The sequence below is a fragment of the Streptomyces sp. CB01580 genome (assembly GCF_001905795.1).
Taxonomy (GTDB): Bacteria; Actinomycetota; Actinomycetes; order Streptomycetales; family Streptomycetaceae; genus Streptomyces.
On the sequence record NZ_LIXJ01000001.1, the window covers coordinates 1 to 25,205 of the forward strand.

At 71.0% G+C, this 25,205-nt stretch carries 14 protein-coding genes; 7 read left to right on the top strand and 7 right to left on the bottom strand.

The annotated features are described in order from the left end of the window. From AMK22_RS00005 to AMK22_RS00015, 3 genes are all read right to left on the bottom strand, one after another. Positions 1-11,620, bottom strand: an 11,620-nt coding sequence (locus AMK22_RS00005) for a non-ribosomal peptide synthetase (RefSeq protein ID WP_073781108.1), incomplete at its 3' end; no start/stop codon positions are given. Between the two features lie 91 nt (positions 11,621-11,711). Beyond that, positions 11,712-13,142 carry a serine hydrolase domain-containing protein gene (locus AMK22_RS00010; RefSeq protein WP_242433772.1) on the bottom strand — a complete coding sequence of 477 codons (1,431 nt, stop codon included), beginning with the start codon at positions 13,140-13,142 and terminating at the stop codon, positions 11,712-11,714. Between the two features lie 280 nt (positions 13,143-13,422). Further along, positions 13,423-14,541 (bottom strand): DUF1648 domain-containing protein, encoded by a 1,119-nt coding sequence (locus tag AMK22_RS00015; protein ID WP_242433773.1) that lies wholly within the window; start codon positions 14,539-14,541, stop codon positions 13,423-13,425. 212 nt (positions 14,542-14,753) lie between these two features. Between AMK22_RS00015 and AMK22_RS00020 the strand changes: the two genes are divergently transcribed. After that, the gene (locus AMK22_RS00020) at positions 14,754-15,881 is read left to right on the top strand and encodes a winged helix-turn-helix domain-containing protein (RefSeq protein WP_073781110.1); all 1,128 of its coding nucleotides are present in this window, start codon (positions 14,754-14,756) and stop codon (positions 15,879-15,881) included. 133 nt (positions 15,882-16,014) lie between these two features. Here AMK22_RS00020 and AMK22_RS00025 read toward each other — a convergent pair whose 3' ends face one another. After that, complete coding sequence (locus AMK22_RS00025; RefSeq protein ID WP_073781111.1) at positions 16,015-16,419, bottom strand: GntR family transcriptional regulator; 405 nt, start codon at positions 16,417-16,419, stop codon at positions 16,015-16,017. Between the two features lie 106 nt (positions 16,420-16,525). Between AMK22_RS00025 and AMK22_RS00030 the strand changes: the two genes are divergently transcribed. The 3 genes from AMK22_RS00030 to AMK22_RS00040 are packed head-to-tail and all read left to right on the top strand — an operon-like array spanning position 16,526 to position 18,680. Continuing rightward, on the top strand, positions 16,526-16,894 hold the full coding sequence (locus tag AMK22_RS00030; protein ID WP_073781504.1) for a hypothetical protein: 369 nt from the start codon (positions 16,526-16,528) through the stop codon (positions 16,892-16,894). Next, positions 16,894-17,886 (top strand): ABC transporter ATP-binding protein, encoded by a 993-nt coding sequence (locus tag AMK22_RS00035; protein ID WP_073781112.1) that lies wholly within the window; start codon positions 16,894-16,896, stop codon positions 17,884-17,886. The genes AMK22_RS00030 and AMK22_RS00035 overlap by 1 nt, the downstream gene beginning before the upstream one ends. Further along, on the top strand, positions 17,883-18,680 hold the full coding sequence (locus AMK22_RS00040; RefSeq protein ID WP_073781113.1) for an ABC transporter permease: 798 nt from the start codon (positions 17,883-17,885) through the stop codon (positions 18,678-18,680). Before AMK22_RS00035 ends, AMK22_RS00040 begins: the two co-directional genes overlap by 4 nt. A gap of 91 nt (positions 18,681-18,771) precedes the next feature. On the opposite strand, the gene AMK22_RS00045 is transcribed toward AMK22_RS00040, so the two are convergent. The 3 genes from AMK22_RS00045 to AMK22_RS00055 form a co-directional block, all read right to left on the bottom strand. Next, positions 18,772-19,020, bottom strand: a complete 249-nt coding sequence (locus tag AMK22_RS00045) for an MbtH family protein (RefSeq protein ID WP_073781114.1) — start codon at positions 19,018-19,020, stop codon at positions 18,772-18,774. Between the two features lie 130 nt (positions 19,021-19,150). Further along, positions 19,151-19,960: an alpha/beta fold hydrolase gene (locus AMK22_RS00050; protein ID WP_073781115.1), complete on the bottom strand. Its 810-nt coding sequence runs from the start codon at positions 19,958-19,960 to the stop codon at positions 19,151-19,153. A 72-nt stretch (positions 19,961-20,032) separates the two neighbouring features. Then, positions 20,033-21,445: an aldehyde dehydrogenase family protein gene (locus AMK22_RS00055; protein WP_073781116.1), complete on the bottom strand. Its 1,413-nt coding sequence runs from the start codon at positions 21,443-21,445 to the stop codon at positions 20,033-20,035. A gap of 599 nt (positions 21,446-22,044) precedes the next feature. On the opposite strand from AMK22_RS00055, the gene AMK22_RS00060 reads away from it, so the two are divergent. The 3 genes from AMK22_RS00060 (at position 22,045) to AMK22_RS00065 (ending at position 25,125) form a co-directional block, all read left to right on the top strand. Next, the gene (locus AMK22_RS00060) at positions 22,045-23,031 is read left to right on the top strand and encodes a winged helix-turn-helix domain-containing protein (RefSeq protein ID WP_079185829.1); all 987 of its coding nucleotides are present in this window, start codon (positions 22,045-22,047) and stop codon (positions 23,029-23,031) included. 248 nt (positions 23,032-23,279) lie between these two features. Beyond that, positions 23,280-23,453, top strand: coding sequence for a hypothetical protein (locus tag AMK22_RS39355; RefSeq protein WP_158072017.1), 174 nt, complete (start codon positions 23,280-23,282; stop codon positions 23,451-23,453). 385 nt (positions 23,454-23,838) lie between these two features. Continuing rightward, entirely contained in the window at positions 23,839-25,125 is a 1,287-nt protein-coding gene (locus tag AMK22_RS00065) for a sensor histidine kinase (RefSeq protein WP_073781117.1), read from the top strand. The last annotated feature ends 80 nt before the right edge of the window (positions 25,126-25,205 follow it).

Below are 25,205 nucleotides of genomic sequence, written 5' to 3' on the forward strand. Positions count from 1 at the left end.
GCAAACCCGCGAAACACCCCGGATCCTCCCCCGCCAGAACATCGAACAGCGCCTTCGTCAAGAACACCGACCCCACCCCAGCCGCAACCGCCTCACGCACCACCGCCGCACCCAACTCCACCTCCGCCACGACCACGGTCCCACCGTTCAGCAACGGCACCCACACCTCATACGTCGCCGCATCGAACGAATGCGGCGAATGGAACAACACCACCCCATGCGCACCCGAACCCCAACGCCCGTCCGCCGCCAACGCAACAATGTCCCCATGCGTGACCGCCACACCCTTCGGCACACCCGTCGACCCCGACGTGAACATCACATACGCCAAAGACCCCGACCGAATCACCGCAGGCAGGTCACCCACACCGACCGGCACCGCACCCACCGCCAGAGCCGGCACACCCCCGACCTCACCCACGCCCCGGTCCGTAAGCACCAGCCCGGCACCAGCCTGCACCAGCACCTGCCGCACCCGCTCCTCCGGATACGAGGCATGCAACGGCACATACACACCACCCGCCTTCAGCACGGCCAGCATCGCCACGACCACATCGACCGACCGCTCCAACAGCAACCCGACCCTGGACTCGGACGACACACCCCCCTCCACCAGCACCCGCGCCAACCGATCCGAAGCCGCATCCAACTCCGCATACGTCAGCACGACATCACCACACCGCACCGCCACCGCACCCGGCGCCGCAGCAACCCGACGGGCAAACGCCTCAACCACCGACACACGACCGTCGAACTCCACCACCGCACCCCGACCGGCCACCAGAACCCGGTCCCGCTCCCCCGCGCCCAGCATCGGCACCTCCGCCAACGCCACACCCGAAGCAGCCACCAACCCCTCCGCGAGACCCACCCAATGCCCCGCCATCCGCTCCACCGTCACCGCATCGAACAAATCCGTGCTGTAGGAGACGACGGCGAACAGGCCCTCTCCGTCAGTGGGTTCGAACTCGATGTTGAGGTCGAACGGGCTCGTCTCGACCGGCGGCAGGACTTCCTCGACCAGGAGCCCCGGCAGTGCGAACGTCTCGCGCGGCGCGTTCTGGAGGGTGACCGCGGCCTGGACGAGCGGGGTCCTGCTGGGGTCGCGTTCCGGGGCGAGGGCCTCGACGAGGCGGCTGAACGGGGCCGCCTGGTGCTCGAAGGCCGCCAGGGTGGTCTCCCGTACGTCGCCCAGCAGCGTGCCGAAGTCGGCATGGGCGTCGATGCGGGTGCGCAGCACGAGCGTGTTGACGAAGAAGCCGACCAGGGGTTCCAGCTCGGTGCGCTCCCGCCCCGAGACGGCCGTGCCGACGGCGATGTCGTCCTGGCCGCTGTAACGCGAGAGCAGCAGCTGTGTGACCGCGGTCAGGGCCATCGACAGGGTCGCGTCCTGCGCACGTGCCGCGTCGGCGAGTGCCGTGGTGAGACGCTGCGGTACGCGGAAGGAGTGCAGGGCGCCGCGCCCCGTCCGCACGGCGGGGCGGGGTCGGTCGGTGGGCAGCTCCAGGGGTTCGAGACCGGCCAGCCGCTCGCTCCAGTGGTCGAGGTGGGGCGCGAGGGCGTCCTCGGTGAGTTGTGCACGCTGCCAGACCGCGAAGTCCGGGTACTGAAGGGATGGTTCGGGTAGCACGGGGCCACCGTCGGACGCGTCCACCACCGCTGTGTAGAGGGCGCTCAGCTCGCGCGTGATCACGCCCATGGACCAGCCGTCAGTGACGATGTGATGCATCGTCAGCATAAGGGTGGAATCGTCCCGTCCTGCCCGCTCGACGAGGAGCACGCGGAACAGCGGTCCGGTGCGCAGGTCGAACGGCTGGGCGGCCTCGGCCCGCAGGGTGCGTTCGTGCTCTTCCTCGCTCGCCGCCCGGACCGTGCGCACGGGCACGTCGAGGGTGTCGTGGACGTGTTGGGTACCGCCCCGGCCGTCGGCGGCGTCGAAGGTGGTGCGCAGTGCCTCGTGGCGGGCGACGAGCCCGGCGACGGCGGTGCGCAGGGCGGCGGTGTCGACGACACCGGTGAGACGCAGGGTGGTGACGACGTTGTACTCGCAGCCACCGGGGGTGAAGGCGTCGAGGAACCAGAGCCGCTCCTGCGCGTAGGCGAGCGGCAGCGGGCCCGCGCCGCGTGGCGCCGGGGTGATCGCGGCCTGCGTCGTCGCGCCCGCCGTGGCGGCGCAGGCGGCGGCCAGCGAGGCGACCGTGGGATGGTCGAACAGGGCGCGCGGCGAGAGGTCGGCGCCCAGCGCGGTGCGCAGCCGGGAGGCGGCCTTGAGGCTGGTGATGGAGTCGCCGCCGAGGTCGAAGAAGTCGTCGTGCCGGCCGATCCCCTCGCTGCCGAGCAGTCCGGCCCAGACGGCGGCGATCAGCTCCTCGGCCCCGGCGTGCGGGGCCTCGTGGACGGTGGCGGTGGCGTGGTCGTGCTCGGGAGCGGGCAGGGCGCGCCGGTCGACCTTGCCGCTGGAGTTCAGGGGCAGGGCGTCGAGGACGACGTACGCGGAGGGGACCATGTACGAGGGGAGCAGCGCCGCGGCCTCTTCCCGTACGCGGCGGACGTCGAGGTCGGCGGCCGTGGCGTCCTGCGCCGCGGGGACGAGGTAGGCGACCAGCCGCTTGGAGCCGCTGCCGCCCGGCCGCCCGGTGGTGACCGCTTGGACGCTCACCCGACCGATGCCGTCGCAGCGCGCCAGGGCGGCCTCGATCTCGGCGAGCTCGATGCGGAAGCCCCGGATCTTGACCTGTCCGTCGCCCCGGCCCAGGAATTCGAGGCGGCCGTCGTGGCGTCGCCGGACGATGTCGCCGGTTCGGTAGAACCGACCACCCGCGGGACCGAACGGGGCGGCGACGAACCGCTCGGCGGTGAGACCTGGACGGCCGTCGTAGCCGCGGGCCAGCCCGGGGCCGCCGAGGTACAGCTCACCGGTCTGGCCGGTGCCGACCGGGCGCAGCGCCGCGTCGAGGACGTAGGCGAGCGTGTTGTCCATGGGCAGGCCGAGCGGTACGGCCGCACCGTCGGCGAGGTCGGCGACGTCGAGCGGGCCGCAGACGGCGAAGGTGGTGGCCTCGGTGGGCCCGTAGACGTGGACGAGCCGGGTGTCGGGGCAGTGCTCCAGCATGCGTCGCATCGCCGGGCGGGAGGCGGCCTCGCCGCCCGTCCACACCTCGCCGAGCCCGGAGAAGCAGGCCGGGTCCTCGTCGGCGAGGGCGCCGAAGAGGGCGGTGGTCACGAACAGGGCGCTGACGCCGTGTTCGGCGACGGCGTGGCGAACGGCGGTCGCCGTGAGGTCGCCGTCGGCGACGATGACCGTGCCGCCGTTGAGGAGCGGGGCCCAGACCTCGTAGGTGGCGGCGTCGAAGGAGTGGGAGGAGTGGAACAGGACGCGCTGCTGCGCATCGTGCGTCCAGCGGCGGTCGGCGGCGAGAGCGGCGATGTCGCGGTGGGTGACGGCGACGCCCTTGGGTTCACCGGTCGAGCCGGAGGTGTACATGATGTACGCATCGGCGTCCGGGGCGACATGCGTCGGCCCGTCGGCCGGGGCCGTGGTGTCGCCGCCGGGGATGTCGAAGACATCGAGGGTCGGGATGTCCGAGACGTCGAGGGTCGGGATGCCGTCCGGTGCCGGGAAGACGCCGTCGGTGAGGAGCAGCAGGGCGCCGCTGCCGTAGAGCATGGCGCGCATCCGGTCTGCCGGGTGTCCGGAGTGCAGCGGGACGTAGGCGGCCCCGGTCCTGAGCACGGCGAGCATGGCGACGACGACGTCCGCCGAGCGGTCGAGCAGCAGTCCGATCCGGGATTCCCGGTCGGCTCCGCGCGCCCGCAGCGCGCACGCCAGGCGGGCCGCGCGTTCGTCGAGCTGCCGGTAGGTGAGCGTGCCGGACGCGCCGGTCACGGCGACCGCGTCGGGAGTTTCGGCGACCCGTCGTGCGAAGAGTTCCGGCAGCGAGGTGTCCGGCACCGCGGTCGCGTCGAGCGCGCCGGTCCACGCACCGTCCAGAACGCGGGTCAGCTCGTCGGCACCGGTCAGCGGCAGGGTGCCGAGCGTGGCCGCGTCGCCGGCGTCCGCAAGGGCCTCCAGGACGTGGGCGTAGCGAGCGGCGAGCAGTCGGATGGTCGCGACGTCGAAGAGTTCGGGGTCGTAGCCGAAGGTGAGCAGGAACTCCCCGGCGGGGCGCGCGGTCAGGGTGAGCGGGTAGTTGGTCGACTCGGCGGCGTCGAGCCCGGAAAGGCTGATGCCGTGGCGCGCGGTGGCGTCGACGTCGACCGGGTAGTTCTCGACGACGACGAGGCTGTCGAACAGGGGCGTGCCGGCCGGCAGGCCGGGCACTTCGATCTCGTGCAGGGCGACATACTCGTACGGCCGGGCCGCTGCCTGGGCATCGCCGAGGCGGCGCAGCCAGGCGCCCACCGGCTCGTCCGGCGGCGTGACGACGCGCACGGGCACGGTGTTGATGAACAGTCCGACCGTCGACTCCGCGCCCGGCAGCTCCGCCGGACGGCCGGAGACGGTCGCGCCGAACAGGACGTCGTGCGTTCCCGCGTACCGGCCGAGCAGCAGCGCCCACGCGCCCTGGACGACGGCCCCGACGGTGACGCGGTTGCGCCGGGCAAAGTCCGCGACCGCGTGCGCGGTGGCGTCGGGAAGGCCGAGGGTGACGCGTTCCCCCGAGCGTGCGTGTCGGGACCCGCGCGGCGAACGGTCGTACGGGAGCGGCGTCGGCTCCTCGAAGCCTGCGAGGCGGCCGGTCCAGAAGGCATGTCCGGCGGCGTGGTCCTGTGCGGCGAGCCACCGCAGGTGCTCGCGGAACGGCTCCCGGGGCGGCAGGGGTTCGCCCGCGCAGAGGGCGGCCACGTCGGAGAGGACGGCGGCGCTGCTCCAGCCGTCCATGAGCAGGTGGTGGAAGGACCACAGAACGCGGACGACGTCCTCCTCGACCCGGACGAGCGTCAGCCGCATCAGCGGCGCGTCGAGGCCGGTGACGACGGACCGGTCCGCGGCGAGCAGGTCCGCAAGCAGCGATTCCTGTTCGTCGGCGGTGCGATCGGTCCAGTCGGCGTACGTCACCGGCAGTGGCCGCGTCCCGGCGCGATGGACGACCTGGACGGGCTCGGCCACTCCCTCCCAGACGACGGAGACGCGCAACGCGTCCGAGGCGTCGACGACGGCCTGCCAGGCGCGCGCCACGGCCCCGACGTCGCCCACGCCTGCCATGACGAAGGTGAACTGCTCCAGATAGGCGGGCGATCCGGGCGATCCGGCCGCGCCGAGTGTGTGGAAGAGCATGCCCGACTGGAGCGGGGTCAGCGGGAGGATGTCCTCGATGGCGCGGGCGTCGCCGACACGCGCTGCGATCGCGTCCACCTCGCGCTGGGCGAGGCGGACGAGGGGAAAGTCCGACGGCGTGCAGCCGGAGGGGCCCTCGGGCGCGGTGCAGTGCGCGATCAGGGAGCGCAGCTCGTCCGCGTACCGGTGGGCGAGGTCCTCGACGGTCGCGAGGTCGTGAAGGTTCTCGGAGTAGGCCCAGGTGAAGGTGAGGACGCCGTCCTGGACCGCGCCGACCACCTCGATCAGATGGGTGCGCCGTTCGCCCGGGTGATGCTCGCCACCGGGGTTGAGGACGAGGGAACGGTGCAGACCGGAATTCCCCTCGTCGAAGTGCCCGAGGTAGTTGAACGCCAGTTCCGGAGCGTCGCCCAGGCCGGTGGCGTTGCCGAGGTGACGCAGGGCGCCATAGCCGATGCCCTGGTCGGGCACGGCCCGCAGCAGTTCCTTGACCGCCTTCACGGTGTCGGCCCAGTCCTCGGCGTACGCGACGGGCAGCGCGACCGGATGAATGGCGGTGAACCAGCCGACGGTACGGGTGAGATCGACGTCGTCGAAGAGCTCCCCGCGGCCGTGCGCCTCCAGGTTCACGGCCCACCGGGGAGCGGCCCCGCCCTCCGCGGGTCGATCGGCTCCGCCCGTCGCCCAGGGGCCGGCGGCGCGGGTCAGGGCGGCGAGGAGCACGTCGTTGGGGCGCGTGCGGTACGCCCCGGGGACGTCGAGCAGCAGGGCCCGCGTCTCCGCGGCGGACAAGGAGACCGAGACCGTGCGCTCGGAGGCCACGGTGTTGTCGCCCCCGGGCCGGTCGACGGGGATCCGCGAGGTGACCGCCGCAGTCGCGTCACGCCAGTACGCCAGCTGGGCATCGAAGCCGCCACGGGCGGTGTACGCGGCGAGCCGGTCGGCCCACTGCCGCACGGAGGTGCCCTTCGGGCCGAGGTCGACCGGTCGGCCTGCGACAGTCTGCTCGTACGCCGTGCTCAGGTCCTCCAGCAGGATGCGCCAGGAGACGCCGTCCATGATCAGGTGGTGCGCCACGACGATCACACGCACGGGTCCGGCCGTCGCCGTCCGGACGAGCACGCGCACCAGGGGGCCGGTGGCGAGGTCGAGCCCGGCCTGTGCGTCGCGGACGAGTGCCTGCCAGCGTGCCTCTGCTTCTCCCTTGGCGCCGGTGTCGGGGGCGCTGTCCTCAGGGAGCGTGTGGAAAGTGAGAACGGCGTCGAGGTCGATGTCGGATGTGATCCGGCCGGTCCAGACGCCTTCCGCGTCCTGGACGAACGTGGAGCGCAAGGCGTCGTGCTGGGCCGCCAGGGCCTCGACGGCGTTGCGGAGGGCGCCGAGGTCGGTGTCGTCCGGGAGGGTGAAGGCGGCGGCCATGTTGAAGTGGCCGGGGGTCACGGGGTGGGTTTCGAAGAACCACTCCCGTACAGGGGTCGGGGCCACGACGCCGGTGACCGTACCGCTCTCGGTCAGCCGGGAACGGGAGGCGGTATCGACGTCGAGAGGGCGGGCGTGCGGGGCAAGGGTGGAGATGGTGGGGTGCTGGAAGACGTCCCGGGACGAGAGCACGAGTCCTGCCCGACGGGCTCTTGAGACGACCTGGAGGCTGATGATCGAATCGCCACCGAGGTCGAAGAAGTTGTCCTGGACACCGACTTGCTCCAGCCCGAGAACCTCGGCCCAGACGGATGCCAGGACCTGTTCCGTCCCGGTGCGCGGAGCGACGTATCCGGCCTCGTCCCCGGTGAACTCCGGGACGGGCAGGGACTTGCGGTCCAGCTTGCCGTTCGCGTTCAACGGCAACTCGTCCAGAACCACGAACACCGACGGCACCATGTACTCGGGGACCGCAGCCGCCACGTGCTCACGCACCCCGGCGACGTCCAGCCCCGAACCGTCGGCCACCACATACGCGGCCAGACGCTTCACCCCCGGCCGGTCCTCACGAGCAACAACCACCGCCTGGCTCACACGCTCATGCGCGACCAGAACGCTCTCGATCTCACCCAGCTCGATCCGGAAACCACGCACCTTCACCTGGTCATCGCCACGACCCGCATACTCAAGCGACCCATCCCCATGCCAACGCACCACGTCACCCGTGCGATACAGCCGGCCACCATCGCGGAACGGATCGGCGACAAACCGCTCCGCCGTCAAGTCCGGACGCTCGTGATAACCACGCGCCAGACCACCCGCGAGATACAACTCACCCCACACACCCACCGGGACAGGACGCAGACAGGCATCGAGCACATACGTGCCCTTGCCCGCCACGCCCCTGCCGATCGGCACCATGGATCCAGTGCTCTCCCCGTCCCGCTCCGAGAACCAGCCGGTCGCATAGACGGTCGCCTCGGTCGGACCGTACAAATTCGCGACCGCCGCACCCGGCATCACCTGACCAATCCGCTCCCGCAGACTCGACGGAAACGCCTCACCCGCCAAAACCACCAGACCCGCATCCACCCGGGCATCCTGCTCCAGCACCGCCGCAAACGCCGACGGCACCGCCGACACCAACGAACCCGACCACGACCCCCGCTCAGTCAGAGCAAGAACATCCGGCACCACCTCCAACGTCCCACCCGCAGCCAACGTCCCGAACAACTCGAACACCGACACATCAAAATTCAACGACGTCGAAAACAGCACACGCGAGAACCGACCCACCCCCAACGACACCGCCCACTCCACCAGACCCGCCATCGACCCATGCGGAACCACCACACCCTTCGGACGACCCGTCGAACCCGACGTATAAATCACATACGCAGCCGACCCCAACGACACCGAACCCACCACCGGCAGCTCCGCCGACAGCAACTCCCCACCCATCACACCCGCATCGACCACCACACGCACACCACTGTCCGCACGCATGAACTCCAACCGGTCCGACGGATACTGCGGATCCAACGGCACATACGCACCACCCGCCCGCAACACCGCCAACACCGCCACCACCAGATCCACCGACCGCGGCAACGACACACCCACCCGCGACTCCACACCCACACCCAACGCCACCAAATGCCCAGCCAAAGCCTCCACCCGACGCCACAACACCTCGTACGTCAACGACTCCCCACCACACACCACCGCAACCACCCCAGGAACAGCCCCCACACGCCCCGCGACCAACTCCACCACCGAACGACCACCCACACCCACACCAGGACCCGCCCACTCCCCCAGGGCAAGTTCACGTTCGCCCGGGTCCAGGCACTCCAGCCGGGCAAGCGGCGTCATCGGCGACGCGACCGCCGCCTCCGCGAGGGCTATCCAGTGGCGGCACATCCGCTCGACGGTCGAGGCGTCGAAGAGATCGGTGCTGTACTCCAGTTCGGCTGTCAGACAGCCGTTCTCCTCCCAGAACTCCCAGGAGACGTCGAACTTCGCCGTCGCTCGCGGAACGAACTCGCGCTTCGCCGGACGGCCGGCGAACTCGCCCTCGAGACCGAGGGAGTTCTGGAGTACGACGAGAGCCTGGACCAGCGGGCTCCGGCTCGGGTCCCGTTCCGGTTCGACGGCGTCCACCACGCGGTCGAAGGGGACGTCCTGGTGGGCGAACGCGTCCAGGGTGGTCGCGCGCACCTCCGAGAGCAACTCCCCGAAGCCCACGGACTCGTCGATCCGGGTACGCAGCGCAAGGGTGTTGACGAAGAACCCGACGAGGTTCTCCAGCTCCGTGTGCTCGCGACCCGACGCGACCGTGCCGACCGTGACGTCCCGCCGACCGCTGTAACGCGAAAGGAGCAACTGCGTCACCGCCGTCAGCCCCATGAACAGGCTCGCCCCGCACTCCTGGCCCGCCGCCCTGAGCCGGTCGACGAGACCGGACGGGATCACGAACGTGTGGAGGGCGCCGGCCGAGGTGCGCACGGCCGGACGCGGCCGGTCCGTCGGCAGCTCCAACGGCTCCAGACCCGACAACTTGTCACGCCAGTAGTCGAGCTGACCGTCGAATGCGCCACCCGCGAGATTCTCCCGTTGCCAGACCGCGAAGTCGGGATACTGGATGCGCGACTCCGGCAGAACGGCTTGCTCACCCCGCACAGCGGCTGCGTACAGCGCGCTCAGCTCACGGATGACCACGCCCATGGACCAGCCGTCGGTCACGATGTGGTGCATCGACAGCACCAGCACGTGCTGACGCTCGGAGAGGCGGACGACCAGAACCCGGACGAGCGGGCCTCGGTCGAGGTCGAACGGGGCGGCCTGTTCCTCCCGCAGGACCCGCAGCAGCGCGTCAGGCCGCGCACCGTCGGCCTCGGCCACGAGGTCCACCACCCGCACGGGCACCTCGACGTCCTGCTGGACGTGCTGGCGTCCGTCGGAGAATGTGGTGCGCAGCGCCTCGTGGCGGGCGACGAGCCCGACCAGCGCGGTGCGCAGCGCGGACGCGTCGACGTCACCGAAGACGCGCAGGGCGAGGCCGGTGTTGTACGTGGAGTCGCCGGGCGCGAAGTCGGCCAGAAAGGCGAGGCGCTCCTGGCCGTAGGACAGCGGAAGGGTTCCGTCGCGCTCGACGCGCGGGATCGCCGGCTCGGCGGAAGCCTCGGGCACGCCGGGCGCGACGAGGCCCCGGGCCAGTGTCTCGACGGTCGGGTGGTCGAAGAGCGTACGGGAGGACAACTCGCCGTCGAGGACCGAGCGGACATGGCCGACGACCCGCAGGGCGGAGATGGAGTCGCCGCCGAGGGCGAAGAAGTTGTCGTGGACGCCGACGCGTTCGACACCGAGCACGTCCGCCCACACGCCCGCGAGGATGCGCTCGGCATCGGTGCGCGGGGCGACGTACTCCTCACCCGCCTCTGCCTCCGGAGCGGGAAGCGCCTTACGGTCGACCTTGCCGTTCACGTTCAACGGCAGCGCGTCCAGGACGACGAACGCCGACGGCACCATGTACTCCGGCAACAAACCCGCCGCATGCCCACGCACGCCGGCCACGTCCGCACTTCGCCCGGAGGCCGCGACCGCATAGGCCACCAGGCGCTTCGCCCCGGGGCGGTCCTCACGGACCTGCACCGACACCCGCCCCACCGACGCGTGCCGGGACAACACCGCCTCGATCTCGGCCAACTCGATACGGAAACCCCGCACCTTCACCTGACCGTCACCACGGCCCAAAAACTCCAGACGGCCATCCGCCCGCCACCGCACCACATCACCCGTGCGATACAACCGGCCGCCGTCACCGAACGGATCCGCGACAAACCGCTCCGCCGTCAGATCCGACCTGCCGTCATAACCACGCGCAAGACCCGCACCACCAAGGTACAACTCGCCTGACGCACCCGGGCCCACCGGTCGGAGCGCCGTGTCCAGCACATACGCCCGGGTGTTGTCCATCACCGACCCCAAAGGAATCACCGATGCATCCGTATCCCCGGCCACGACCGGCCCGCACACCGCGAACGTGGTCGACTCCGTCGGACCATAGACATGGACCAGCTCCGTGTCCGGACAGTGCTCCAGCATCCGCGCCATCGCCACACCCGACGCCGCCTCACCACCCGTCCACACCTCACGCAAACCCGCGAAACACCCCGGATCCTCCCCCGCCAGAACATCGAACAGCGCCTTCGTCAAGAACACCGACCCCACCCCGGCCGCAACCGCCTCACGCACCACCGCCGCACCCAACTCCACCTCCGCCACGACCACGGTCCCACCGTTCAGCAACGGCACCCACACCTCATACGTCGCCGCATCGAACGAATGCGGCGAATGGAACAACACCACCCCATGCGCACCCGAACCCCAACGCCCGTCCGCCGCCAACGCAACAATGTCCCCATGCGTGACCGCCACACCCTTCGGCACACCCGTCGACCCCGACGTGAACATCACATACGCCAAAGACCCCGACCGAATCACCGCAGGCAGGTCACCCACACCCGTCGGCACCGCACCCACCGCCAGAGCCGGCACACCCCCGACCTCACCCACGCCCCGGTCCGTAAGCACCAGCCCGGCACCAGCCTGCACCAGCACCTGCCGCACCCGCTCCTCCGGATACGAAGCATGCAACGGCACATACACACCACCCGCCTTCAGCACGGCCAGCATCGCCACGACCACATCGACCGACCGCTCCAACAGCAACCCGACCCTGGACTCGGACGACACACCCCCCTCCACCAGCACCCGCGCCAACCGATCCGAAGCCGCATCCAACTCCGCATACGTCAGCACGACATCACCACACCGCACCGCCACCGCACCCGGACCGGAGACCACCCGCTCACCGAACGCGCCCACGACCGACGTCATCGACTGCTCGTGCTCGAACATCGTTGTTTTCCCCTGGTGTCAGATGGGCGTGCAGTGGTGGTGGGAGTCCCGGAACGGCTGGGCGGGGCCGGGCGTGGAGGTGACGCCGCTGTCAGAGCCGCTGGAGCGCGCGCCCGCCGTACTGGAGAAGGACGATTGGGCCGCCGGACCGCTCGCGGACGAATCGGCCGACGATCGGCAGGCCGTCGTGCTCGTTGTCCTGGGCCACGAAGCGGTCGTCGGTGTGGATCGTGAGGCGGTAGTCGGCGTAGTCGGCGCGCGTGAGGTAGAGGCTGCCATCCGGCCCGGGCATGACGACGAGGTGCAGGTCTCCGTTGGCATACGTGCCGAGGTAGGCGTCCGGCTCCGTGACCTGCGGGGCGTCCGGCTCGGGGAGCCGGTAGTGGCCGAGGTCCAGGCCCGCGGCGCGGAGTTCGGCGACGAGGGCTTCCCACAGGCGGGGTCCCGCGGTGGAGTTGGCGGTGAGCGCGAGCGCAGTGTTGTCGGCGGGGTGGAGGCGCACGTTGCAGCTGGCGCCGCCGACCGCGCCGTCGTGGCCGAACCAGACGCCCCCTGCGCTGCGGTGGCTCATGAGGCCGAGGCCCCAGGCATCGGCGAGACCGAACGGCTCGGCGGCTGGGATCGGTTCGTGCATGATTCGGACCGCGTCCTCGGGGAGCAGGTGCTCGTGCGCGAAGCGGGCACGGTCGTCGAGGTGGAGGCGGGCGGCGGTGACGAGGTCGACCGCGCTGCCGACGAGGCCGCCGGCCGCGGCGAGCGACAGGTCGGTCATGTGGTCGACGATTTCCGCGTTGTCGCTGTCGGCGCGGACGGCGTGGCCGTCGGCGATGCTGCGGGCGGCGGGTGCGCTGCCGGGGCGGGGATCGTGCAGGAAGGCGGGTTCGATGCCGAGGGGGCGCAGCAGGCAACTGTCCATTGCCGTCCACCAGTCCATGCCGGCCACTGCCTCCACGACCGCTCCCAGCAGGCAGTAGCCGGTGTTGGAGTAGGAGAAGGCGAGGCCGGGTGCGTGGAGCGCGGGTGCCTGGGCGCAGGCGGTGGCGAAGCGCCGGTAGGAGGGGCCACGCATGTCGGCGTACTCGATGCTGTCCGGCAGTCCGGCGGTGTGGCTGAGGAGTTGGCGCACGGTGGCGGCGCCCAGGCCGGTTCCCGAGCCACCGGGTGTCCTCAGTTCGGGAAGGAGATCGGCGAGGGGTTCGTCGAGGTCGATGTCGCCGTCGGACACGAACTGCATGACGAGGGCGGCGGTGAAGAACTTGGTGACCGAGCCGAAGGGGAAGGCGGTCTCCTGGGTCACGGGGCGTCCGGTGCGGACGGATTCCGTTCCGTAGGAGTGCGCGTGGAGGGTGCCGTCGTGGTAGAGGGCGATCTGCGCGCCGGTGACCCGGTGTTCGCGGGCGAGTTCCTCGAAGATCCCGGGCAGGGACCGCGCCAGACCCTCGGGCAGACCGCCGGCCGATTCCCGGGAAGTCTCCGGAGCCGTTTCCGGGAGTGTTTCCACGACCGTTTCCGGGACCGTCACCACGACCACTCTCCTGTTCGGGTTCTCTCCGCCGCCGGCGGCAACCGGTCACCACCGGGAGCGGAGGGCGCGACGATGCGTCGCGTGAGCGTGGTGTCGGCGAAGGCGGCGGACGGCACGGCGATGCGGACGTGCCGTGCTTTCGGTCCTCAGGCTCTCCCGCCGCCACGGTCGTTCGCAATCTTCTTCGAGTGCGGTGAAAACGCGCAGCACGAAGGGCCGGCTCCGTGTGTCCGGAGACGGCCCTTCGTGGAGGTGGCGGGTGCGTGCGGCGCGTGTTTCACATGGTGACGGCCACGACGACACCGACCCCCACGGCCACTGCCACCAGGACCGCGGTGACGACGAGGAAGCGGAGGTTGCCGAGGTTGACGGTCCAGCCGAATCCGACGCGGCGGGGGACGGTGATCGCGGGATCGTCGGTGTTGACGTAGATCATTCCGGCGCCGTGCCAGAAGCGGTCGTCGTCGCGGGGCACGAGACCGCTGTCGGGTTCGGTGATGTCGGCGGGGAGCCGGCTGCCGCCGGGGCCGACGCGAAGGACGAGGTGGGCGATGATCCCGAGGACGGCCAGGACGGGGACGCCGACGACGAGCGCCATGAGGCTCTGGGAGCGGTTGTCGCTCCACAGCATTCCGGACAGTCCGAGCAGCATCAGGTTCAGCAGGGCGGCCATGCCGAGCAAGGAACGCGACATGCTGGTGAGGTAGCGGCGGTATCGGGCGGCGCTGGTCCTGGGGCGGCTCACGTCCAGGTCGGCGCGGGCGCGCAGGATTCCGGCGACGGTGCCGGCCATGGAGGCGGTGACGAGGATCTGCGCGAGAACCAGGGCGAACGCGGTCCAGAAGGTGGTCGGGTACGTCTGGTAGACGGTTCCGGAGAACGACTTCTGGGGCAGTGCGATCTCGGCGGGCAGGTCCGGGTAGACGACGGCGCCGACGAGGGCGGAGACGGCGACGATCGCGAACGCGGGAATAGCCCACGGCCAGGGGAAGCGGACGGGATCGGTGCGCAGGGAGGTGTCGGTGACGGCGCCCTGCCGGGTCTGCTCGTACCAGCCGCCCTGTTCCTTGGCGTCGGCGACGGCCCGGTGCGCGCGGATCCACAGGGCGACGCCGACGACGGTGAGCAGGAGGCTGCCGCCGACGGCTCCGACGACGAGGCTGTCGAGCGCCGCGCAGGCGACGAGCGCGAGGACCGCTACGGCCGTGGTAGCGGCGAGCAGCAGGGCTCCGTATCGCCGCCGCTGCGCGGCGACTTCGGGTGCGTTCGCCTTGTCCGGGGGCACGCGGACGCCGAAGGGGACGGACGGGGAATTGAGGAGCGGGCTGGGGGCGAGGGCCAGCGCGCCCCAGACGGCCGCGAGAATGCCGAGGTTGAAAAGTGCGTTGTACAGCACGGTGTTCACTCATTTCGTGTTCAGGATTTCCCGGTGGGGCGGGATGTCGTCGTGTCGGCACACTGCACGACATTCCAGGCTCCCGCGCGGATCGTCTGTCCGGCAACCACATTCGGGCGTTGATGAAACTCGCAGGTGGCGACTGCTTCGGCGGCTGGCGCGGCGGACGTTTTCGGGGAGTGCCCGGATCCCCTTCCGGCATGATGTGCCGCATGCGCGAGGAGGATCACGGAAGTACCGCGAAAGGGAATCCGGCGCGGCGGACGGGGAGCGGACTCACCATTCATTTCACGTTCGACGACGTGATGAACGTCCGGCTGTTGAAGACCGTCGGTCCGGCGGCGGAGTCCCTTTTCGCTCTTGCGTCGTTGGGTGCCGGCCAGGGCCCGGGCGGCCGGGGACGCGACGGGGGCGAGGACGTGTTCGCCCAGTGGCGCAGGACGGTGGTGTTCCGGCCGGGCAGTCGGCACAGCAGACACCTTCCGCTGTTGTCGCGGATGGCGGAGGCGCTCGTCGGGTCGCCGGAGTTGATGTCGGTGGTCCGCTCCCCCACGGGCCGGATCTCGGCGTGGATGGAGCATCCCGCCGGCGGGCCGGGCGTGACGGTGGGACGCGGGCTGCTGGCGAACCACCGGCTGGCGGTGGCGCTCAGGGTGTTCGCGCAGTCCGCGGTGCAACCCTACTGGCCGCGGATCCGCAGCCGCCTGGAGCGGGAGTGCGAGGCGAACGGGCGGGCGATGACGGTCGGCGGCGTGGAGGAGTTGTTCGCCACGGTCGGGCCGACGGGCCTGTGCTGGCGTCCGCCGGTGCTGAGCGTGCCGGCCGAACGGCCCCGCGAGGTACGACTGTCGGGCAGCGGACTGCTGCTGGCGCCGTCGTTGTTCCTGACGGGGCCGCCGCGTCTGTTCCTCGACGAGCGGACGCCGGGCAATGCCCCGATCCTGGTCCATCCGGCGCGGACCGCGGCGGCGACGGCCGCTTCCCTCTGGGGGGATGCCGGCCGGGGCTCCGGGCGGTCCGGGGAGTGGGCGGCGGGCGACGTGCCGCAGACCGACGGCGTGGGCGAGCGGCAGCCGCTGGGGCTCCTGGTGGGCAGCACGCGGGCGGCCGTCCTCCAGGCGCTCACCGTGAGCCTGACGACGAGCGAGCTCGCCCGGCGTGTGGGGGTGACGCCGGGTTCGGCGAGTCAGCACGCGAGCGTGCTGCGCCGGGCGGGGCTGGTGTCCACGACGCGTACGCACACCTCGGCCATCCACACCCTCACTCCGCTCGGCGCTGCCCTGCTGCGGGCCCCCTGGCTGCCGCCTGGTCCGGACGACGGCCCCCGGGCCACCCCCTGAGCACACCGCCCGTAACGCCCCGCCGGGCCCTGTCGTCGAAGCGTCGCCCGCCGTTCGGGGGCAGGCGCCGGGGCGTGTTTCGAAAGTCCCGTCAGGGCCCTTCGGGCGGACGACGCCACTTTCGGAAAACGCCCTATCCACCGTCGTCCTCCCTGCCCGGGAAGCCGTCGAGGGTCGCCTCGACATACGCCATCACCTCCCCCTTCGGGATGCCGCGCACGTCCAGCTCCGCGAGGAGCGTGCGCATGCGCCGGTCCCAGTCGACCCCGGTGCGCAGGTCGTCCACGGACTGCTGCTTGACGTCCGGTCGGACCGCCGCGCCGCTCTTGCGGTTGATGCGGATGATCCCCTCGCGCCGGAGCAGGTCGTAGGCCTTGTTCACGGTGTGGAAGTTGATCGCCAGGTCGACGGCCAACTGCCTGGTGGACGGGAGACCGGCACCGGGCGCCAGCGCGCCTTCCGCGATGGCTTCCACCACCCGGTCCCGGATCTGTTGGTAGATCGGTACCTCACTGTCGAGGTCGAGTACGAGATGCACATGCCCACTCTATCTGATATACATCTACTAGAACAGACGCTCATGGCAGCGGAACCGCGCTCCGACCCGGACGGAGGGGTGCGGCCCCGAGGGAGGGATGGACCCCATGGCACTGATGAAGATCTCCGGCACCGAGCTCGTGGTCGAGTTCAGCGGACGCGAGCAGACCTGGCTGCGCCGCGGCACACTGAGCGTCCCGCTGGCCGCCGTCCGCCGGGTCGTCCCGGTCGACAACCCCTTGCGCGAGGCGCACGGCGCCCGCAAGGGCCTCCAGGTCTCCGGGGTCGCCAAGATCGGCACCTGGGGCCTGATGCTGGGACCGCGCCAGCTCGTGGCGGCGTACCGGGGCAAGCCCGGCCTGCGGGTCCAGCTCGACCGCGCCGCCTCCGGCGAGCAGTACGACGAGCTGGTCCTCTCCCTCGACGACGCCGGCGAGCTGGCCCGCCTCATCGGCCGCCACCAGGAGCAGAACTGATGACACAGCAGCACGAGGCGAACGGCCCGCGCATCGAAGTCACCGGCCTCACCAAGCGGTTCGGTGCCGTCACCGCGGTCGACGACCTGAGTTTCCGGGTCGAGCCCGGCGTGGTGACCGGCTTCCTCGGACCCAACGGGGCCGGGAAGTCCACGACCATGCGGATGATCCTCGGTCTGGTCGCCCCGACCTCCGGCACGGCGACCATCGGCGGCCGGAGATACGGGGAGCTGACCCGGCCCTCCGAGGTCGTCGGCGCCGCCCTGGACGCGTCCGCGTTCCACCCCAACCACACGGCCCGCGACCATCTGCGCATCTACTGCACGATGGGCGGTCACCCGGCCTCGCGCGTGGACCGGCTCATCGAGGAGCTGGGGCTCGCGCAGGTGGCCGACCGCCGCACGCGCACCTTCTCCACCGGGCAGCGGCAGCGCCTCAGCCTGGCCACCGCCCTGCTGGGCGACCCGCGCGTGCTCCTCCTCGACGAGCCCAGCAACGGCCTGGACCCGGAGGGAATCGCCTGGCTTCGCCGGTTCCTGCGCGGCCTGGCGGCCGAGGGGCGCACGGTCCTCGTCTCCAGTCACGTCCTGAGCGAGGTCCAGCAGATCGTCGACGACGTCGTGATGATCAGCCGGGGCCGGCTGGTCGCGGCGGGGCCGCTGGCCGAGATGGAGCGCTTCGTCCCGCGGTCCGTACTCGTACGGTCCCCGGACGCCGCGGCGCTGCGCGACGCACTGCTCCGGGAGTCCTCCAGCGCACAGGTACGGGTGGAGACCGCCCAGGACGGCTGGCTTCGGGTGTACGGGGCGACCGACACCGTCGTCGCCGACCTGGCGGCTGCGGCCGGACTGCGGGTGCACGGCCTCGTCACCGAGGAGGCGAGCCTGGAGCAGCTGTTCTTCCGGCTGACCGGCGACGGGGACGGGGCCCGTGAACCGGCGGTGGCCGGCGCGGCGGCCTCGCACACGAACGACGAGGGGATCGAGCGATGAGCACACTGATCAGGGCCGAGTTCCGCAAGCTGCTGGCCACCCGGATGTGGATGTGGGCGCTGCTGGTGGCCGTGGTCCTCGGCGGCGGGATGGTGGGGCTGCTCACTCTGGTCGGTCCGGAGAACTTCGACCCGCCGATGCCCGGTCTGGACACCGAGGACGGCGTGCGCTCGGTGCTGGGGATGCTCGGGTTCACGGTGATCGTCCCGGCGGCGCTCGGAACCCTGGCGATGACCTCCGAGTACCGGCACCGCACGGCCACGTACACCTTCCTGTTCGCGCCGAAGCGCTGGCAGGTGCTGACCGCCAAGATCGTCGTCTTCGGGGTCGCGGGACTGGTCTACGGGGTGGTGCTCACCGGCACCGCGGGGGTCGGCTTCTTCGGCGGGGCGGCGGCCCGCGGGGTGACCCCGGGCATGGAGTCCGCGGAGGTCCTGGCTCTGCTCGGGCGGCTGGCCGTCACCATGGCCGTCTACACCCTGCTCGGGGTCGCCGCAGGGGCACTGATCCGCAATCAGATCGCCGCGCTCGCGGTCGTGGTGGGCTACCTGTACATGGGTGAGCTGACGCTGATGATGATCCCGGGCGTCAAGCTGCTCTACCCGCTGCTCCCCGGCGGCGCCACCTCCTCGCTGACCGGCTTCACCTACATCGCCGACACCCTCGCCGACCAGTTGGCGACCAGTCCGGTGTCGCTGCTCTCGCCCGTGGGCGGTGCGCTCCTGCTCACCGGCTACGCCCTGCTCGCGGCGATCGCCGCGGTGCTCGTCCCGATGCGCCGGGACGTGCACTGAGACCCGGTGCCGTGACCGGCACCGGAACGGAGCGGGTGCCCCGGACCGACTTCCGGGACACCCGCGGGATGTTGGTGCGAAGGGACGCGCGTCAGGCGGCGGCGCCGGCCGGGCTGGCCGGCTCCGCCTCCAGGCCCTCCATCTCCCGTATGAGGCTGGCGGGCCTCATGTCCGTCCAGTTCTTCTCGACGTACGCGAGGCACGCCTGGCGGGTGTCTTCGCCGAACACGACGGACCAGCCCTTGGGAACCTCCGCGAAGGTGGGCCACAGCGAGTGCTGGTTCTCATCGTTCACGAGTACGTAGAAAGAACCGTCCTCGTTGTCGAACGGGTTCTCCATGATGATTTCCTCCTCAAGAGCGGGATCCGGATGCGCCCGGCCCCGCGGAATCGTCCATCGCCCGCTTCCGGACCGACAAGTTGTTTCGTCCGGCACCGAAACGCGGGGGTCGTGCATCGCCCGGCCCGTGTCAGCCGTTCTGTCGGAAGAATGCGAGCAGAACGGAATTCACCTGGTCGGGACGTTCCAGATAGCCGTAGTGCCCCGCGTCCCGGATCTCGGTGTACCGGGCCCCGGGGACCGCGTCGGCCACCTCCCGGCTCAGATGCGGAGGCAGCACCAGGTCGTCGGCGAAACCGATCACCTGGCACGGCGTGCGGATCGCGCGGTAGGCGTCGAGACGGCTCTCCTCGACGTCGACATCGAGCTGGGCCCGGTAGCCGGCCGCGTCGGCGACCGGGGACAGCTCGAAGATGTCGAGCCAGTCCCGGATCTCCTTGTCCTCCCGCAGCGTCGCGGGCGACAGGTTCTGCATCGCCCGGAGCGTCGCCCCGTACAGCGGCGTCAGCCGGCCGCCGCTGTCGTAGAACTCCCGCTCCGCCCGGACATGTGCCCGGCGCATCACGTCGCTGCGGCCCCGCGTCGCCATCAGGACCGCCTGGCTGACCAGGTCCGGCCGGGCCAGACACAGCTCCTGCACCACGTGGGCGCCGAGCGAGGTGCCGACGAGTCGGCACGGACCCGCGTCGAGATGCTCGATCAGCGCCGCGGTGTCCGCGACGAGATCGTCGATCGTGAAGCCCTCGGAGCAGGTATCGGTGGGCGGAATGCCCCGGTTGTTGAAGGTGATCACCCGGTAGCCCGCCTGCACCAGCGCCGGCACCTGGTGCAGATGCCAGGCCCTGCCTCCGGCGCCGGATCCCATGACCAGCACGACCGGGTCGCCCTGTCCGGTCACCTCGTAGCTCAGGCTGATGCCGTTGACACTCGCTGTCGGCACTGGTCGCCCTCCCTTCCCCGCCCGGTACGGGCGCACTGTCGAATCGTTGACCACGAAACCGCACGGGCGGCGTCAGGCCGCCTTCGGCTCCTCGCTCGTCCGCGCCGCCGCCCGGTCCCAGTACGGGCCGAACAGCGCGGCCTCGTCCGGAACACGTTCCCGAACGGGACGGGAGATCGTGGTGTAGTTCAGGAAATGCCGCCAGGTGACGTTCCCCGACACTCCGGAACCGCCCCAGCTCCCACTGGACAGGGTGGTGGTGAATGGCACACCGCTGCTGAAGGATCCGGTGTTCGTCATCGTCGACTGGTTCACCACGACCCGGCAGTGCGTGACGCTCTCCGCGAGCCGCATGACCCGGTCCGGCCGGCTCGTGTGGATCGCGCAGCTGTGCCCGATGCCGCAGCGTTCCGAGATCCGCTGCACGAGCCGCACGGCCTCGTCGAAGTCGGTGTACTCCGACAGGGAGAGCACGGGAGAGATCTTCTCCCGCAGCAGCGGACCGTCCTGCCCGGCATCGGGCTGGTCCGCGACGAGCACGGAGACCTTGTCCGGCACCGTCAGCCCGGCCGCCGCCGCGATCTGTGCGGCCGGCCGGCCGATCAGGTCGCGATCGAGGGTACGGCCGTCCGGCCACATCGCCGCGACCAGCGCCGCGGTCTCCGCCGCGTCGCACAGATGGGCCCCGGCACGCACCAGACCGTCGCGGAAGTCGTCGGCGACGGAGCGGTGCACGAGCACATTGCTCTCGGACGAGCAGGACGTGCCGTGGTTGAACCCGGCGCCGGTGTGGATGTGGTTCAGGGCCTCGTCGAGGTCCGCGGTCTCGTCCACGAGGACCGTGGGGTTGCCCACCCCGGCACCGATCGCGGGCGTGCCGCTGCGGTAGGCGCGGCGCACGGTGTTGGAACCGCCGATGGCGACGACGAAGTCGGCGGCGGACATGAGGCGTTCGCCGGCGTCACGGCCGGTCACCGGCAGGCACTGGACGAGGTCCTGCGGGGCCCCGACCTCGGCCAGCGCGGCACGCATGACCTCGGTCGTGGCGAGCGCCGTCCGGTGGGCGCGCGGATTGGGACTGAAGACGACGGCGTTGCGGGTCTTCAGCATGGGCAGGGCATTGCAGATGATGCCCGGGGCGGGTGCGGTCGCGGGGCTGGCGACGGCGATCACGCCGAGTGGTTTGGCGAGGGTGACGAGTCCCCGTTCGGGCTGCTCCTCGACGACGCCGACCGTACGGACCCCGTGCAGGTCGTACAGGATGCCGAGCACCCGTCTGCGCTGGAGTGCGTACATCGCCTCGGCGTCACCGAGACCGGTCTCCTCCTCACTGAGCCGCGCCAGAGCGCGCGCGTTCTCCTCCCGATAGCAGTGCCAGCCGACGGCCGCCACGGCCTCGTCGATTCCGGCCTGCGACCATGACGCCACTTCCGCCTCCGCCACGCGGGCGCGGCGTACCGCTTCGTCCACGGATTCGCTGATCACAGCAACTCCCCTACGGCGATCGCTGGGGCGCGTCCCTCCGCGCGAGCCCGCTGCGGGACCTCGCCATCGGGCGTGCGCGCCGTGCTTTCCGGCAGGTCACGGGCCGTACCCAACCTCCGGCAGGGGGCTCCGGCCCCCCTGCTGGCGCAAGGTAGCCACAATCGGCCCCCGTTCACCACAGTTTCTGTCGACGGCAAATGCCCTGCGGTGAGCGGCCGTTCGGGCGGCATGGTGAAGGCGTGCGTATTCGGCCAATCACGGCCGTCGCACTGGCGCACCTGAAAAATTCATGATCCACGCGCTGAGACGGTCATGGGTGTTCAGGGAGCGTCGCACTGTCGGCCGCCGCCCGCCGCATGACACGGTCACTCGTGTTCCGACTTCCCCCCGGACGACGGCAGACGGCGCCCCGCGGCGCGATCCGCCGACCTCGGCCGCCGATCGAACCCCATTTCCCCGGTCCGCCCGTCCGACGCCCGTGGAGCGTCGTGCGGTAGGGACCGGGGCGGCGGCCGGACGAGGCGCCGTCTCCGTGCCTGGGCGGGGAGTCGGCCGCCGGGCCCGGGCAGCCGGGTCCCACAAGACATGGGGGCCGTTCGATGCAGAGAATCCACTTCACCGCCGCAGATCTCGCGCGCACCCGAATGCAGAGCACCCTCGGCCCGGTGGCCGAGGGCGTGTTCGCTCTGGGCGCGCTCACGAGGTCCCGCAGCGCCGATCTCACCGGCTGGCGCGCCGAGGTCACCGCCCGACTACGGGAGAGTTCTTCTCTGAGCCAGCCGCTCGGCCCCCTGCTGCAGTCGTTGAACGCCCCCGACGACCTGCTGTTCCTGCTGGATTCCTCGCCGGACGCGGACGCCTCCGCGCTGGCCGCGCTCTCGCTGACCCGGACGGAGGCGGTCCGGCTGGCCGTCGGCGTCTGGCGGGCCGGGGTCGCCCCGCTGTGGGACTCGGTGCAGCAGCGGCTGGACACCGAGTGCGACGCCCACGGGAGGATCGCGATGACGGGCGGGGTCGAGCGGCTGTTGTCGACGCTGCACCCGAGGATCGTGTGGAACCCGCCGGTCCTGGAGATCCACGACCGCACCGACCGGGACGTCCATCTGTGCGGGCGGGGCCTGTTGCTGGTGCCGTCGGCGTTCCTGACGGGCGTCGCGGGCCGCGTCATCGGGACCGAGCGGGACAGCGGGCAGGCCGCTCTCGTCTTCGGCATGCCGTCGGACGTGACCTCCCTGTTCTCGCTGCTGCCCGAAGAGGAGGAGGTCGGCGGCGAACAGGCGCTCAGCGCCCTGGTGGGACAGACCCGGGCGGCCGCGCTGCGGCAGCTGACGGACACCTGCACGACGAGTCAACTCGCGGCCCGGCTCGGCATCTCCCCCGGAACCGCCAGCCAACACGCCTCGGTGTTGCGGGAGTCGGGGCTGATCACCACTCGTCGCGTGCGCAACTGCGCCCTGCACACCGTCACTCCGCTCGGCATGGCGCTGCTCGGCGGCCGGCTGCGTACGCGCCCGGCGCCGTCACGGACCGGGCCGGGCGCGCACGCGCCGGGGGTGAAGTCCCGCGGCCCGCTGCCCGTTCCGTGAGGCGAGCCCCGTCCTCGTACGACCACCCCGCACCCAGGGCGTGTTGCGAAAGTCCCGTCCGGCCTGCGACTCCCGGCACGGCGCCTCGCCACGTTGTCGGGATCTTCCACGTACGCCCGGTACGAGGACGACCCTCCGCCTTGCGATGCACCGCGCCGGACGCCGCGGGCCCCGCCCTTCGGGCGGACGACGCCACTTTCGCAACACGCCCTGGAAGTCACCGACGAACAAGAGGGAAGGAACACCCGATGAACTTCTCCGATGTCTCCGCACTCCGCCCCGACGCCGCGACCGGACCGGTCCGCGGCGCGCTCGGCGCCCTGGTGATCGAGGACCTGGACGGCGCGTCGGACGACGCGGTCGCGCTGTTCACCATCTGCATCCGCAGCACGCCCGCCGGCTCGTCGGCCGCCGTGCGATAGCCCACCGGACGTCCGACCGGCGGTGATCCGGGAACGGCCGGCGCGACTCCGTGCTCCGGGAGCGCGACGTCGCGCCGGCCCTGACCGCGCGTCGGATTCGGGCGGTCAGGGCCGTTCGTCGAACTGCCGTCGTCCGGCCGGAGGCCGGACCGTGCGGCATCCGCTGCGTGCGGCCTCCAGGCGGAGGGTCGTCCTCGTACCGGAAGACCGTCCCCGGGCCCTCCTGACGGCGGATCACCCCCCATGCCCGCCGCGGCCCGGCCTCACGACCGGGAATTCCCGTCGTCGCCGCACCACTTATGATCTTCGCATGTGCACTGGAGTTCGACGACTTCGCGGGAAGCGCCACCGAAGATCGCAGACCGCGCATGAACGGGACGGTCGCATGAAGCAGGGGGGCAGCCGCTCGTCCGGCACGAACGGGGCGGACAACGGGGAAGCAGCAGAAGGAGGGACCACCGCGGGGCCAGGGGCCGGAACCGGACCCGGCGCGCGAAAGCTCTCGCCGCTGCCGGATCTGCCGGCACCACGCCTGGCCGGGACGATCCTCAAGGTGGCCTTGCTCGGCTATCTGAGCATCACTCTGATCAACCTCGCGAGCGCGGCGCACACGGCTCTGTCGCTCGGCGCGTGCGCGGTGGCGCTGCTCCTCGTCTTCCTGCTCCAGATGCGCCACTCCAGTGCGCACGCCCATCTCGCGCCGACCTGGCAGAAGGCACTCACGCTCTCCGCCCAGGCGCTGCTGACCTATTTGCCGCTCGCGCTGTTCCACTCCCAGTGGGGCGCGATGGCCGGGTTCCTCGCCGGTTCCCTGCTGCTGCTCCTGCCGCCGAGGGTGGCCTGGCCCGCGTACGGCGTGGTCGGGCTGTCGATGTCGCTGCCGCCTCTCGCCGACGGCTATCCGCTGCGGGAAATGTTCTATCTCTCCCTGTCGACGCTGCTGACCGGTCTGGTGGTGTTCGGGCTGTCCCGGCTGTCGGCGCTGGTCCACGCCCTGCACGACACCCGTCTCGAGCTCAGCCGGATGGCGGTGACGCAGGAGCGGCTGCGGTTCGCCCGGGACCTGCACGATCTGCTGGGCTACAGTCTCTCCGCGATCACGCTCAAGAGCGAGCTGATCCACCGGCTGGTGCCCACGCATCCGCGGCGCGCGATGGACGAGGTCAGCGAACTCCTGGAGATCTCGCGGCAGTCGCTGGCCGATGTGCGGGCGGTGGCCAGTGGGCTGCGGGCGATGTCCCTGAAGCAGGAGCTGGGGTCGGCGCAGTCGCTGCTGGAGGCTGCCGACGTCCGGGTGGAGACGGACATCCGCTTCGGCACCGTCGACCAGCAGGTGGACACCGTGCTGGCGGCGGTGCTGCGCGAGGCGGTGACCAATCTGCTGCGGCACACCCGGGCGACGACGTGCCGGATGGAGGCCGTGCAGGAGGGCGACCGGGTACGGCTGTCGATGACCAACGACGGGGTGGATCCCGCCTATCGCGACGTCTCCCCGCACAGTGGCAGCGGGTTGGGGAACTTGGCGGCGCGGCTGCAGGCCATCTCCGGCAGGCTGAGCGTCGAACGCCTGCCGGACAGGTCGTTCCATCTGGTGGCGGAGGCCCCCACCCGGCTGCTGCGGCCGCTCCCGGACCTGGACGACGACCCGTACGCCGAGGACTCGGTGGCCTGAGGCACAGGGCCCCGGCATGTGAAGAGTTCACTCTCGGCAGATGATCCGTGCACTGTAAGTTCTCGGCCAAGCCTCGCAGA